The organism is Thermoactinomyces sp. DSM 45891 (assembly GCF_900119485.1).
Classification (GTDB): Bacteria; Bacillota; Bacilli; order Thermoactinomycetales; family Thermoactinomycetaceae; genus Baia.
On sequence record NZ_FPJZ01000001.1, the window covers coordinates 581905 to 596459 of the forward strand.

15 protein-coding genes and 2 tRNA genes are annotated in these 14555 nt (G+C 40.8%); 3 read left to right on the forward strand and 14 right to left on the reverse strand.

What is annotated here, in order from left to right:
* Positions 1-57 precede the first annotated feature (57 nt).
* Positions 58-1350: a hemolysin family protein gene (locus BT147_RS02920; RefSeq protein WP_072330710.1), complete on the reverse strand. Its 1293-nt coding sequence runs from the start codon at positions 1348-1350 to the stop codon at positions 58-60.
* 172 nt (positions 1351-1522) lie between these two features.
* Between BT147_RS02920 and BT147_RS15390 the strand changes: the two genes are divergently transcribed.
* Positions 1523-2449, forward strand: coding sequence for a sporulation protein (locus tag BT147_RS15390; protein WP_072330712.1), 927 nt, complete (start codon positions 1523-1525; stop codon positions 2447-2449).
* Positions 2450-2641: 192 nt separating this feature from the next.
* On the opposite strand, the gene BT147_RS02930 is transcribed toward BT147_RS15390, so the two are convergent.
* Complete coding sequence (locus tag BT147_RS02930) at positions 2642-3679, reverse strand: LPXTG cell wall anchor domain-containing protein (RefSeq protein ID WP_072330714.1); 1038 nt, start codon at positions 3677-3679, stop codon at positions 2642-2644.
* A gap of 275 nt (positions 3680-3954) precedes the next feature.
* Positions 3955-4031 (reverse strand) — tRNA-Arg (locus BT147_RS02935).
* A gap of 226 nt (positions 4032-4257) precedes the next feature.
* Here BT147_RS02935 and BT147_RS14980 point away from each other — a divergent pair.
* On the forward strand, positions 4258-5826 hold the full coding sequence (locus BT147_RS14980; protein ID WP_083426316.1) for a YwqJ-related putative deaminase: 1569 nt from the start codon (positions 4258-4260) through the stop codon (positions 5824-5826).
* 13 nt (positions 5827-5839) lie between these two features.
* Entirely contained in the window at positions 5840-6337 is a 498-nt protein-coding gene (locus BT147_RS02945) for a toxin-antitoxin system YwqK family antitoxin (protein WP_072330716.1), read from the forward strand.
* Between the two features lie 11 nt (positions 6338-6348).
* Here the strand turns inward: BT147_RS02945 and nfi are convergent, their stop codons facing one another.
* The 11 genes from nfi to BT147_RS03000 all read right to left on the reverse strand — a co-directional run bounded on the left by nfi (position 6349) and on the right by BT147_RS03000 (position 14550).
* Positions 6349-7020, reverse strand: a complete 672-nt coding sequence (nfi, locus tag BT147_RS02950; RefSeq protein WP_072330718.1) for a deoxyribonuclease V — start codon at positions 7018-7020, stop codon at positions 6349-6351.
* Between the two features lie 305 nt (positions 7021-7325).
* A tRNA-Arg gene (locus tag BT147_RS02955) sits at positions 7326-7402 on the reverse strand.
* Positions 7403-7484: 82 nt separating this feature from the next.
* A complete protein-coding gene (locus tag BT147_RS02960; protein ID WP_072330720.1) occupies positions 7485-8000 on the reverse strand; it encodes a metallophosphoesterase family protein in 516 nt (171 codons plus the stop codon).
* Positions 8001-8153: 153 nt separating this feature from the next.
* Entirely contained in the window at positions 8154-8777 is a 624-nt protein-coding gene (locus tag BT147_RS02965) for an XTP/dITP diphosphatase (protein WP_072330722.1), read from the reverse strand.
* 1 nt (position 8778) lies between these two features.
* Positions 8779-9522, reverse strand: coding sequence for a ribonuclease PH (gene rph, locus BT147_RS02970; protein ID WP_072330724.1), 744 nt, complete (start codon positions 9520-9522; stop codon positions 8779-8781).
* A 128-nt stretch (positions 9523-9650) separates the two neighbouring features.
* Positions 9651-10721: a GerMN domain-containing protein gene (locus BT147_RS02975; protein WP_072330726.1), complete on the reverse strand. Its 1071-nt coding sequence runs from the start codon at positions 10719-10721 to the stop codon at positions 9651-9653.
* Between the two features lie 112 nt (positions 10722-10833).
* On the reverse strand, positions 10834-11667 hold the full coding sequence (racE, locus tag BT147_RS02980; protein ID WP_072330728.1) for a glutamate racemase: 834 nt from the start codon (positions 11665-11667) through the stop codon (positions 10834-10836).
* 102 nt (positions 11668-11769) lie between these two features.
* A complete protein-coding gene (locus tag BT147_RS02985; protein WP_072330730.1) occupies positions 11770-12213 on the reverse strand; it encodes a MarR family winged helix-turn-helix transcriptional regulator in 444 nt (147 codons plus the stop codon).
* Between the two features lie 185 nt (positions 12214-12398).
* Positions 12399-12689: a DUF2642 domain-containing protein gene (locus tag BT147_RS02990; protein WP_177239646.1), complete on the reverse strand. Its 291-nt coding sequence runs from the start codon at positions 12687-12689 to the stop codon at positions 12399-12401.
* Positions 12690-12793: 104 nt separating this feature from the next.
* Positions 12794-13798, reverse strand: coding sequence for an agmatinase family protein (locus BT147_RS02995; RefSeq protein WP_072330732.1), 1005 nt, complete (start codon positions 13796-13798; stop codon positions 12794-12796).
* The gene (locus BT147_RS03000; RefSeq protein WP_072330734.1) at positions 13795-14550 is read right to left on the reverse strand and encodes a hypothetical protein; all 756 of its coding nucleotides are present in this window, start codon (positions 14548-14550) and stop codon (positions 13795-13797) included. The genes BT147_RS02995 and BT147_RS03000 overlap by 4 nt, the downstream gene beginning before the upstream one ends.
* Between the last annotated feature and the right edge of the window lie 5 nt (positions 14551-14555).

Consider the following 14555-nt stretch of genomic DNA (forward strand, 5'->3'; position numbering starts at 1 on the left):
TTCCCCTCAATAGACATGAAAATGAGTATATCCCGTAGAGAGATATACTCATTTCTTTTAGCTCATCGTTTTCTCTATTAACACCTTAGAAATCCGTCTTTGATCTACTTGCTCTACAAGCAATTTATGCCCCTTATATTCAACAAAGTCTCCAACTGTGGGTAACTTTTCTAGCTTTGAAAACAACCAACCACCGATCGTATCATTGCTTGAATCATTAATATCAAGCTGGAGATATTTATTCACTTCATCAATTAGGACATGACCGTGAACCAATGCCCCTTTGGCGGTCTTCAAAATCTCCGGTTCCTCTTCGTCAAATTCATCTTGAATCTCTCCGAAAATTTCCTCGAAAATATCTTCCAAGGTAATGAGACCAGATGTCCCACCAAATTCATCCACCACAATGGCCAAATGAGATTTGCTCTTTTGCATTCGTATCATTACGTCTTTAATTTCCATCGTTTCAGGAATGGAGAGGACAGGACGCAAATGATCCTCAATGTTAAATTCCTTCTGGTCCCAGATATAATCGTAGAGATCCCGAACCAACAGCATCCCTACAATTTCGTCCTTATCACCCCGGTAGACTGGAAAGCGGGCATACTTTGTTGATCGAATGATTTCTGCATTTTGTGCCCAAGAAGCATCTAAATCTAAGCCCATTATATTTACACGAGGAATCATAACTTCTCTCGTAATTCGGGCTGTAAAATCGAACACATTATCAAACAACTTTAGTTCAGTTTGGTCAATCATACCGCTTTTGTAGCTATGCTTGATAACCAACCGGATCTCTTCTTCTGTATGAACGTGCTGATGATCTTCTGTAAATTCCATACCCATGAGGCGTAGAAGTCGATTCGCAGCCCCATTCAAGAAAACAATAAATGGCTTAAAGACCATATAAAACCAATGGAGTGGTCTTGCAGTCCAAAGGGTTGTTTGTTCAGCTTTATGAATAGCTAACGTTTTAGGAGCCATTTCTCCCACTACGATATGCAGGAAGGTAATAATAGTAAAGGCTACAACGAAAGCAATTGGATGTAGTAGGTATTCAGGTACTTGCAAATACGATAAGAGTGGCTCTAACATCTTGGCAATAGCAGGTTCCCCTACCCACCCAAGTCCTAAGGAAGCAAGAGTAATTCCTAACTGTGTAGCCGACAAATACGCATCCATCTTGCTAATTACTTTTTGTGCGATCTTCCCTCTCGAAGTAGTTAAACTCTGAATACGAGTAGATCGTGCCTTTACAATCGCAAATTCAGATGCTACAAAAAAGCCATTTAATAACACCAAAAATAGGACAAGCAATAAATTCAAGATTATTTCTATAAAGTCGTCCAATTAATGAAACCCTCCTATTTACTATTAACCCTAGTTTAAACGAAAGTGATGTGTTTGTAACCACATATATGTTGAAAAGGAAGTACCTCATAAAAAATACCCAATCTTAATATATAGTTAAACATTTTATGGTAAAATTCGCTAGAAACCTTATTAGGGGGAGATAGCCAAGATGTTTAAAAAGATTTTAGCAAGTATCGGACATGGTGGGGCAAAGGTTGACTTTCGTTTATCAAATAGCCAAGTCGCCTTAGGTGAATCTCTACATGGTGAAGTGGTTGTAAAAGGCGGAAATGTTGAACAACATATCAATATAATTGAGGTACACCTCTTCCTTGACTTCCATCATCACGAACAATTACACACTCACAAAATCGAAACATTCTCCTTGCCTGTACATAGGGCCATTCAAGCAAGTGAGCAACTCTCTTTTCCCATTCAATATGTAATCCCCAATAATTGGCTCCTTTCCTCTCCGTATGTTTCCTATTACTTCTCTACCAACCTTGATATAGCTGGAGCGGTAGATGCTTCTGACCGCGACTTTTTAGAAGTTGTGCCAAACTCCCGTATGAATCAAGTATTAAGTGCCATTTCACAACTCGGGTTCTATGAGAAACACGGCTCTAAGAAGTTCAACGGTAAGGTTCAAGAGTTTGAATATGCTCCAGGTTCGTTTTTAGCTGGTAAGGTGGAAGAGATTGAGTTTTTCATGACTTGTGAAACAGAGGGTATCCTTCTTCATTTGGAGCTTGACGCCTTTTCCTTCTCAGGAGAAAAAGAAATCAAAAGGCAAATTTGGTTGGCAAATTCTCTACTTGAAAACACGGATGAGCTCACTGTGTTCTTGATCGATCAAATGGAAGACATGTTACGTAATCCGCACTCTTATGATATCTATTACCACCATGGGCATTATTATCACAGCTCCCATCATGAAGGTAGTGGCATCGGCGGGGTTGTAGCAGGGGCTGTAGGTGGTTTCCTTGCCGGGATGTTAATATCGGAAGTAATCGATGAAGTTTTTGACGAAGAAGATGATGAAGAAAATGACGAGGACGACCCAGATTTTGAGGCTTTTGAAGACGAAGAAGATTAATTTCGTATAACCCGTCCCATAAAAGACCTCCCACATCATTATGAGAAAAAACATAATAATGTGGGAGGTCTTTATTAAGTGGTTTCCCCACTTTTCATTGGCATCCCAGGAGCGATTCGAACGCCCGACCGACGGTTACTACGCCAGAAAAAAAGCATACCTATTTTTAGGCATGCTTTCGATTCTTAAAAATTATTGTTGGTTTTGTTTACGACGACGAACTACGAAGAATAGACCTGCTCCCACCATTAAAGCGGCAGCTCCACCAACCATCGCAATTGGATAACTAGTAGCTGTTTTTGGCAAGTGTCCACCTTCTTTTTTCACTTCTTTTTTAGCATTTTCGTTGGTAACTGGATTTGTAGTTGCAACTGGAATTGGCTTTACAGGATCAGTTTGTGTACCTGTTGAAATTGGTTTTACAGGATCAGTTTGTGTACCTGTTGAAGCTGTATCCTTTTTTGGCATGGTGACTTTAAATGTTGTAGAAATAACTTTCTTTTTATCATCAATCGTACCATTTAAAGTGGCACGCACATAGTAAGTATTACCTGGCTCTAATTTCCGAAGGATAAAATTTCTGTATTTTCCATATGCTGGTCCCATATCATATTCAATGATGTCTTCTTTTTTGAACTCGGGAGTTTTGCTTACCACAGAAGACCAATGACCTTCTACTCTATAGTAACTTTTTAGTGTTGCGGTTACATAAAGCTTTCCATCTTTTACTTCAGTACTAGGGGAAATGCGTGAGAGGCCAGCTTCAGGCTTATATACAAAGGATGATTTTATAGGTGTTCCATTAGACGTTCCTTCGAATCGAAACTCCAAGGAATTCCCACCAGTCTCTTCAATTATGTCCCAAACTCTTGGGAAAGTGTAGAAAGTGAAAGAGGTACCAGCTTGTGCTGAGTGAATTTCTTGGCCTCCAGCAAGCATTGTCCATGTACCCTTTGCTTCTTTAACATCTTTAAGCTGTACTTTAAAATAGTCGTCAGTCTCGGTTACCTTAATATCAACTTTTTTACTATTCACAGCGGGTTTGTTTTTTTCGTTAGCGGGAGTAATTGGAGGATTGAGCGCTTTGTCATCCTTTTGGCTGTTAGCTACTGTTCCGCTGACTTTTGGGTCGACTGTTTTTGTTTCTTGTGCAGCTACAACTCCTTGGAATGCGGTAACAGAAAGTGCTAGTGTTGCAAGTACTGCGAATGGTTTAGTGATACGTTTCATACATTTCATCTCCTATGTATTTCATTATAATTACAATCGTATATTATATATATAAGTTCAAAAGAAAACTAGTTTTTTTATATATAATATAACAAAAAAATACCTATTTTTAGGTATTCTTTCGTCAATATAAAAAAACCCCTGCATTATTCCAAGAGCACGAGTTAGTTTCACTAAGCCGAAAATAGGTACATTTTGACTTTTTGACCGTGATACTGACCGTTGCACTTAGATATACAGAAGGTTGATATGACGCCTTTTTCCCCACTTTTCATTGGCATCCCAGGAGCGATTCGAACGCCCGACCGACGGCTTAGAAGGCCGTTGCTCTATCCAGCTGAGCTACTGGGACACAAGGCTCTTTCTTCCGATCTATACAACGGTCATCTTTCGAACTTAGACCGTGTTCTCCAACTTTGGGTTCTGTCTATCTCGATTAAATATTTAAAAAACTCCAATTTTGTTATATAATATTAGAATAGATGATATTTAGCATGTAAATCGCAGATAGTATTAATACGAAAGGGGTGGCATATAGCTGCCCTTTTTCGTTGGGTTATGGGGGAGATATTGCATCTATGAGAAACAACACGAATAGAAAAAGATTATCGAAATTCTTACTTATTATGATGGTTGTCTTTTTAAGTTTTGGTTACATAGGAAATGGTGTCTCATATGCTGTGGATTTCAACATCGATAATACTCCCATAAATGGAGGATTCAATCAAGACATTGCTCAAACATCAACCGCAACGGAAAAAGGTTGGCTAGAGTCTGCAGGAGATTGGGTTAGTGACAAGTGGGACGGTTTCACAGATTGGTGCGGTGAGCTGTGGGATGATGTAAATAATATCTTGGACGATCTAGGTGCTAAGATTCAGGGTATCATGGACACTGCATGGAAGTGGGCATTAGCAATCGGATCTGCAGCTACATTAGCATGGGCATTATTGAAGAAGCAGATTCCTGCACTACAAGCCGTTGAATGGGCATTCTCTTTTATCAAAGGTGTCTTACGAGGATTGGCTGACATCGTGATCGGGGTCTTTGACTTAGTGGTAGGAGCCTTGGGGCTCATTGGATATATCATCCTAAATCCGATTGAGTCAGGGAAAAAGCTCTGGCATTGGATTACGCACCCAGGGGAGGTTTGGAATAATCTAACTAATATGGTAGGTGGAGTATGGAATGAGATAACTGAATCGTGGGATCAAATGGTTGTGAACGGTGATGCGAATTCTCGTTCAGAGTGGCTAGGATACGCGGCAACACAAATTGTCGGTATCTTCGTTGGATCAAAAGGCTTGGATAAAGCAGGTAAGGCAGGTTTTGTTCTTTCGAAGACAGGCGGCATTTCTAGTAAATTTCCTCTAGCAAGTAAAGCTTTTGATGCAATCTCTGATTCCTTCAAAGGATTCGGTGACAAAGTAAAGTCATTCGGTGATAATCTATTCGGTAATGCCAAGAGAATACTTGCTACCACTACAGCAGGTACGATGTTACTTACAGGGATTACGTTTGTGTGGCCGAAGATTGAACCGTACATAATGAAGTTCTCGGATTGTGTGGCCATACAACAGCAGGATACAGGGCATTATTTTGCTTCGATACAATTGGCAGGGAAGCTTGATTGTCCGAGTGGAAATAGTTCACAGGCTCTTGATGAAACAATCCTTCCTAAAGGTGTAAATGATGATATATTAAAAAGTAGAGGATTCTCTAAACAGGAACTAGACAGCTTAGTGAAATACGTAAATAATGAAGCATCAGCATTAAAAAATTCAGGTTTAACCAAGAAACAACTAGGAGCAGCAGTTGCAACTACATTTGATAAGAAATCCGGAAAGTATTACACTGCAATAAACAATATGGATGGAGATTTACCAAAGGAGTTACATCCACTAATCGACTCAAAAATTAATGGTATGCCAAGTTCGATAAAAGAATCTTATATCAAGACACACGGATCTGGTTCACATGCAGAAGTCTATGCAATTAACAAAGCATTACTCGATGGAGCAAATCCAAAAGATTTAATGACTTATGTAGTTAAATCGGGAGGAACTGTAAAACCGTTAGGCGATCCGTTTCCTATGTGCCCACATTGCTCACATATACTTCAAGACTTTTTTGTTGCTACCAATTGACAGAGGTGAAACTATGGAAGAAATCCATATCGACGATTTAAACATTCTGACTCCGTCTGAGGTTATAAAAATAGGGACAGAATTCGAAGGGGAAGTATGCTTCTCAGGTGAATTTGGACAACAAGTTTTTACTAAACCAATGGAAGAAGGTGGCTCAGTCTTCTCAGGATTGTTATACGAGAAATATCCTAATGGTTCACTTGCATACTATAGCTTTTATGATAATGGAATCCCACATGGGATAACGGTTGGATTTTATCCAGATAAGACTGTTAGTTCCTATAAAAATATGTGTAGAGGTACAGTCCATGGAAAGGAATTTGTTTGGTTTGAAAATGGTTTAGTAAAATCAATTGCGGAACGGAAATTTAGTTTCTATACTCATTTTCGTGAGTGGGATGAGAGCGGGAATTTAATTAATTTAAAGAAAGAGCCTAATGAGTTCGAAAAAGAAATGATTCACAAGTGTGAATTAGATGAAATCAGATGGACTAGTCAAAAGGGCACATAGAGCGTATCGGCTTAAAACCTCAAGCTCTTTCGAACAAGTTGATCAGCTTGCCTTGTGGTTTCTGGAAGCCGGTATTTCGGAGTGGCTTTTAAAATCCAAGCACTTGCAGTAGATAGTGAGATTTTATGACCAATTGAAACAAACACAGGCTTTACATTGTCTTGAGTTCGTAACACATGTCCTACCACTTCATTCCCATCAATAAGAGGTGAGTAATCGCCTCTTTTTTCTCCTAGATCTCCAAATTCCCCTATTAATCTTGTTTTGCCACACCCAATAGATGGAATATCATATAGAACTCCTAGATGACATGCTAAGCCGAAGCGTCTAGGATGTGCTAAACCATGTCCGTCACAGATAAAAAGATCGGGCTTATTTTTTAATAGATTTAGTGCTTTTGTAATGGGTGGAATTTCTCTAAAAGAAAATAAACCCGGTATATATGGAAAATAGCATCTATCTTCAATAACAACAGACTCTATCACATTTAGTGAGTCACTATCTAAAATTACAACCGCTGCAACAAGTATATCTTTATGATCACAATAGGCAACATCAACACCAGCAATGTAATGAATATTGTCAAACTGATCATTGGTAGTTACTAGTTGTGATAAACTTTTTTGAATCTCCAAAGCTGATTTTTCGTCTAAATCCCATGGATGAGTTATGATAGGTTTCATATTATCCACCTTTTCTCAATATTCTCCTACTCTATCTAATTAATGGTATAGAGTCAATAAAACACAACACTCCAGATGAATCAAACCATCTTCAGGTGCTTCTGAAAGTAAATCATTTACGTTCACCTTAACATCTAACAAACCTTTTCTTTTCGTCAACACAAAAACCCCCTGCATTATTCCAAGAGCACGAGTTAGTTTCACTAAGCCGAAAATAGGTACATTTTGACTTTTTGACCGTGATACTGACCGTTGCACTTAGATATACAGAAGGTTGATATGACGCCTTTTTTCCCACTTTTCATTGGCATCCCAGGAGCGATTCGAACGCCCGACCGACGGCTTAGAAGGCCGTTGCTCTATCCAGCTGAGCTACTGGGACACGATTATCATTTCATTCGCAAGTAAGTATGATTATACAGGGTTAACTGTGACCGTGTCAACGAAAAAGTGAAGAAAATAGGCTACTTCTTCACTTTCAGTTGATAGGTTCCCCCGCGCTCGGTGATCGGAGTGCCATCTACTTGATGATAAGTGACTTCAATCTGTTGATCGCTACCAATCGACAACAACGAATAAGTAGGGTATGCAAAACCTCTTGCCTGCTTGATACTTCCCGGATTGATGTACAGTCGTTCGTCTACTTGATCGCAAACTGGATAATGAGAATGCCCGAAGCAAACGATCTGAGCGTCTTTTTCCTCGGCCCGATATTTGAGCGGTAACCCCGACTGACTCACGCGAAATAGATGCCCATGTGTCACATAGAAACGCAATCCATCTACTTCATAAATATCTTCCTCCGGAACCTGCTCCCAATCACAATTGCCACGCACCACTGTTAAAGGAACATCAGGCAACTCGATTAGATCCGTACAAAAATCACCGCAATGAATCGTGTAATCCGGATTCTCTCGTTTAATAATCTCTTCAAGTAAATCTTTCTTCCCATGTGAGTCACTTGTAATTAAGATTTTCATGCCGAATACCACCTCTTGTAAACGTTACGGACTCGCTATTTAAGTAAACGCAATGGTGAGCTTGATCAGTCAGTAAGTTGAATGGAATAGGGACAATGTGTCTGACCATGTCCCTATTCCATCTAGTATCGTACCTACTATTAATCAACATCTCTATGAAAACGTATACGTCTCCTTCAAAAGTTCAACCAACTTCTTCGTCGCAATCGAACGATGACTAATTGCTCTCTTTTCCCCACTACTTAACTCAGCCATCGTCTGCCCTCGCCCCGGCACATAGAAAACGGGATCATATCCAAATCCATTTTCCCCTCTAGGTGCATCAGCGACCATCCCATGACATTCTCCACGTACAAATTTGGATTCTTCTCCCGGTACAGAGAGTGCCATAACACATACATAGTAAGCCCCACGATCAGAATCAGGGAGTGATTCCATCTCGTGAAGCATTTTTTGAACATTTTGCTGGTCTGTACTTCCTTCTCCTGCATATCTAGCCGAGTACACACCGGGAGCCCCGTCCAAAGCAGGAACCACAATCCCGGAGTCATCGGAAAGAACCGGTTGCCCTAACCAACGAGAGATCGTTTCCGACTTTTTCATTGCATTTCCTTCAAACGTATCTTGATCCTCTATGATTTCAGGCGCATCAGGGAACTCATCTAATCCTTTTACGCCAATCCCTAGCTCTAACTGAAACAGATCACGAAACTCTTTTAGTTTATGCTGATTTTGGGATGCGATCAGCACGTAAGGATATTGCCATACTTTTTTCATCTTATATTCCTATCCCTACATAAGAAGCATGTTCACCAAGAGTGTCCTTCTGTAGTTGAATAAGTTCTGCGATACCGGCTTTTCCTACCTCTAATAGCTCCATAAGCTGCTCACTGCTAAATGGATTTGATTCGCCTGTCCCTTGAATCTCCACAAACTTACCTTGTCCCGTCATAATTAGATTCATATCGACGACAGCACTTGAATCTTCTTCGTAACACAGGTCAAGGCGAACGTCGTTTCCGACCACTCCAACACTCGTAGCGGCAAGGAAATCCTTAATGGGAAACTTGGTAATCGTACCCGCTTGTTTCAGTTTCGCTAATGCATCTACCAACGCCACAAATGCTCCTGTAATCGCAGCCGTACGTGTCCCACCATCTGCTTGAATCACATCACAATCAATCCAGATCGTACGCTCACCAAGCGCTTTTAAATCAATCACAGAGCGTAATGTACGTCCAATTAGGCGCTGGATTTCCATCGTTCTACCACCCAGTTTTCCCTTACTCGCTTCACGGATCGTACGTTGTTGGGTAGCTCGAGGTAACATTGAATATTCGGCTGTAATCCATCCTTTGCCCGAATTTCGTAGAAACGGTGGAACCTTCTCTTCTATGGATGCTGTACAGATCACTCGCGTATCTCCCACGCTGATCAATACGGAACCTTCAGCTGATTTTATGTATGGACGAATGATTTCCACTGGTCTTAGTTGATTATTTTCTCGTCTGTCTAATCTCAACAGCATATCCCTCCAAATCCTAGATTTATCTAGTATAGCATAATCAAATGATACTCTCACAAAAAAGAAGATGCCAGGATTACACAGAACCAAGCATCTCCCTCTACTTCTATTCTTCTATGTTAACCTCACATAGAAACTGCATTAATCTTCTCTGGACGAGACACAGGTTCCGATAGCTTTTCACCTTTTGTCATCGTACTCGTGCTATCTTTACCATTCACAAGGAACTTTACTGTTTTCGCAGCAGTATTTTCCGTTAAGGAAAGAACGATCATATCAATCGCATTTTTGGAAGCCTTGTTTTCCGCACTAAACTGTAAGAGTTGCTCTCCGAGGTCAGCTGTGACGGTGTCTCCTTTTAGAGCAACATTATTTACTGCTAAGGTACTATCAACGGCGCTAAGAAGCTTAGAATCTAGCTCAGGACCTCTTACTAGTTCTTGGAGAACCGATTTCGCGCGATTGTCTGCACGGTTAATCATTCTTGTAACCGGAACGTAGTAGATCGTACGATCCTCTGATTGAGCCATAAAATACAGGGTAACCGGCATGCTTTGGGTCATATCGACTCCCTTCGCCATTTCTAAGTTAATCCCATCTTGACGGGAAAGCCCTTGTGTTTTCATCTTGCTTTTCGCAGTGTACGGCTTACCTTCTACGTTCAGATTCACCGTTTTAACATTTCCAAATTGAGTAACAGTCCACGTAATCGCGCTAAAGATGTGCTCCTCTTTCTTGGTATCATACTTGGTAAATTCTTTACTGAAGTCGACGGTTGCAACCCCATCTTTCACTTGTACTCCCTTGATCTTCGTTCCTTTGGGAAGTGCACCTTGAAACCCTTTAGGAACCATTGACTTTGCTTGATCTTCTACCAGATATGATAATGCTTCATTGCTATTTTTTAACTCTTTTGAAAGTGTATACGGAACCACATAGCCCGAATCAGTTAAGAAATATAGCTCAGAACCTTTCACAACCTTTTTATCGCCCGTTTTCTGACTGCTTTTATTCTCTTTATCCTCCGATTTTGAATCGGCTGGTGGTGTTGTGGTTACGACACTAGACGCTTGCTCCATTTTCTTAGCCACATCGGCTGGCGGTGGATCGATTGGCGCTACTGCATCTTTGTCTTGACCCATACATCCAACCAATAAAAGCGGTACGATTAGGGCGGCACATACTTTTTTGTTCATATTTCGTTCCTCCTACAGGACAAGTATTGATATATGTATACGAAGGGGAACTGTTTTTAGGACAACTATTTTTCAAAAAGAAAAAAGCCCATGATATGACTCTGTGGACTTTTTAAGGCAATGGAACTTCTTTTGGTGGAAAATGAACTAGATGGGATGATAATTTTACATGTTCCACTCGAACAATCTGGCCTAACCAATCTTGAGCAATGGCTTGGAAAGATCGTTGATCCCCTGTGGTGAAAAAACGATGAAATGATTTTTGTTCTGATAGAAGCTCTTTATATTGCAAAATGGTACTTAACTCCACTGCTGTCTCCTCAGCAGAGCTAATCAATTCGACATGTTCGGGAAGCACCTTCTTAAAAGAAGATGTCAGTAATGGATAATGCGTACAGCCTAATATTAATGAATCATATTTCTTTTGCTTAAATGGACGAAGCGCTTGCTCGACAACCTGATCAGCAAGTGAAGTATTTCTCCTACCACTTTCTACAAGTGGAACTAATGTGGGGCAGGCCAAGCTATGAACAGTGAGATCAGGATTAAGCCGCTTCAGTGCATGCTCATATGCTTTACTATGAATGGTGCCCACAGTACCGATCACACCGATTTCTCCCCGTTTAGATGCTTTAATTGCAGCCCTTGAACCAGGCTCTATGACTCCGAGCACGGGAAGCTTGATATGTTTCTGCACCTCAACTAATGCAGCAGCCGTCGCTGTATTACAGGCAATGACAATGGCTTTAAGTGGGTATTGGAGAAGATAGTCTATGATCTCAAAAGTGAATTGGCGCACTTCTTCTGTGGATCGAGGTCCATAAGGACAACGAAGAGTATCACCAAAGTAGTAAACCGTCTCTTTAGGTAGTTGTCTCATGATTTCTTTGACAACAGTAAGCCCCCCTACTCCAGAATCCAAAACTCCAATCACATTACGATCCATGCTACCACCTCCTTTTTTACAGTTCCCTTAAATTATCATGATATGATCAATAATACTAGTCTGCTCAAATATATAAATAAAAAGGACCCCTTTCACAAGGGGTTAGTCTTTCATTTTATCAAATAAAACCTGTAGGTAATCTCTCATAATTGTAGCGCTTTCATTTGTCTCATTTTCTAATACTTGTGCCAAGTAGGCTCTGCGCGCTGCTAAAACTTCATTGATTACTTCTGTACCGTATTCCAAGAGACGAATGCGAACCACTCGACGATCTTTATCATCACGAATTCGCGCGACCAACTTATTTTTCTCCATACGGTCAATCAGATCGGTCATCGTACTACAAGCGAGATACATCTTTTGACTAAGGTCCCCAATCGTTAGATCTCCTTCTTCATTTAACCAAAGCAAAGCATTTAATTGGGGCGGAGTAATAGGGAAATTGTGCAAAATTTCACGCCCATGGCGCTTTACAATCACACTAATTTCGCGTAGTAGACGTTCAATTTCGTTGACAGTCTCGGGTGTAATAGAATGTTCTTTCATAAGGCTCCCCTTAATAGTATATTCCCGCTCTACCTGTAGGTCCTTGATGGTTGCAAGAGCTACGACTATTTTAACAAAAGATTACTCTACTTACGAGAGATTTCAGTTCCAAAAGCAAAAGCTCCCCTATAAGTTAGGGAAGCTCTTGCTTTAGAGACTGAGATTTTTTAAGAATCAAACGGTGACTAGCATTTCGGCTCAGGCATAATCATGCAAACTGTTTGCAGACGAATGTAGCAGACACATTGGCCCTCGCAAATCACAAGGTGATCCCGTTTTACTTTTAGCAATTGGCCTCTATATTTTCCGCAAGTTGTTGTGACACACACTTTTCGTCCACACAAACATCTTAAAGCCTCATATAGGTATGGTTCTACCAACTCCATCCGGCTATAACCGGATGGCTGCTCCATCGGCTTCTTAGGTACTGGCATAGGTCTGTATGGTTCGCGTTTTACATCATAATTATTTTCCATGGACATATCCTCCCCTATGTTTAATCACATTCATGTTATGTGACTAAGGTGCATAAGGACTGGGATAGATGCCCAGCTCACAAGGAATTTTTTAAAAAAACTTTCTACAATCTCTCTTGCTTCTTTCGCATACAAAATCCACTTAAAAAAGTCATCATCGTATGAACCGTTGCCCTCACCGTCATCTCAGCAACATCTTTTCTTGGGTCCACACATACGATATCCATTGCTTTCACTAACGGATGTTGGCTTGCTTCATAGATAGCAGAGAATAGTTCTTCTGTCCTCATACCTCCCACTGTTGCCGCCGCAACGCCTGGTGCATATGCTATATCTAAGACATCCATATCGACCGTTAAATAAATCGTATCCACTTCTTGTTCCATTTGCTTACATGCACGCTGAATGGTTTCCACCATCCCTGCCATTCGTGCTTCTCGTAGCGGAATGTAGTGTACTCCTTTTAACTGGGCATAGTCTCGCAGTGACTTCGTATTATAAAATCCATGTAAGCCTATATTCCACACATCTGAGCCCTTTATCGCCTGGCTTTCAATTAAATTACGGATTACTGTGCCGTTACTAGGTCCACTTGTTAGGGGCCGAAGATCAAAGTGGGTATCTAATTGCAACATCCCTATTCTTTCACCCGGATGTGCCCGTTTCCACCCTTTCACGAGTGGAGCTGTGATGGAGTGATCTCCTCCAATCGTAATCGGAAACGTCTGCGGGAACTGCTTTCGGAGCAACATCATGGCCTCTTCAATCCGCTGATGATTGATCCCGATATCAGTAGTATGCTGAATCACATCTCCCACATCTACTATGCGAAGAGGGGTTAAATCAAGATCATAATCCACATGATATGGAACAAAATACTTCCACATTCTACGAAATGCTTCTGGATGCTCACTCGCAGCTGACGCACTGATGGAAGATCTTGATAGAGGAACTCCTAGCAACGTAACATCCCAATTTTGTGCTTGGGAAATGCTTATCCAATCTTCGTTCTTGCGAGAAAAAATCCAGTCACTCACACGCTCCACTGCATCTGTTTCTCTCCAATGAAAGGCAGGCAGTTCGATTACCTCTGATAGTTGATGTTTCAATTATGTCTCTCCTCATTTGGTTGCATCGTAGTTGGATGTAAAGGGTCTGATCCCAGTCCCCATGCGGGAGGATCTTGACTTGAACGTTTTTTTCGCTTCTTTATAAATAAAAAGATCATTCCCACTATCAGAGCAATCCCCATTAGGCCCAGTGCCACGATAACCCACATATTGATTACCGAAACGTGTACTTGGATCGATTTTTTATTTTTTAAGTCCCATACTAACGTCCCATCATCTTCGACGCGATCCGCGTTATGAGAATCTGGCTTTACAGGCAACGTTAACTTAAACCTGGAATTTATCATCCCAGCAAGATCTCCAGCATTACTTAATGCTGTCCCCATTTCCTGCTTGTTTAACTGATAGGTAGTAAACAAGAAGCCCTTTTCTTTCACAAACTTTACACCCTCCGTGGAAGTAGCTCCCTCTTCCATTAAAGCCCACTCTTTTGGATTCGCTATATCTTGAATCTTCTTGGTAAAAATAAAGCCATATTGGCCATCTTTTTCCGTTATTTGTTTCTGATAGCCTTTCTTCTCTAGCTCTTTAAATGGGCCATCTCCCCCAGACCCTATCGATTCCTTCAATTTATTCCATACTTGTTGATCCGTTGTCATCATCTTAAGCTGAAATGTTCCTGTCCCGTCACGGTTAACAGTGGCATGAAGATCCGCATCCACACAACCAACTAGCGCAACCATCATTATGGCGACAATAAAAAGAAAACGAAACTGTCTCCCCATCCGCATGAAAG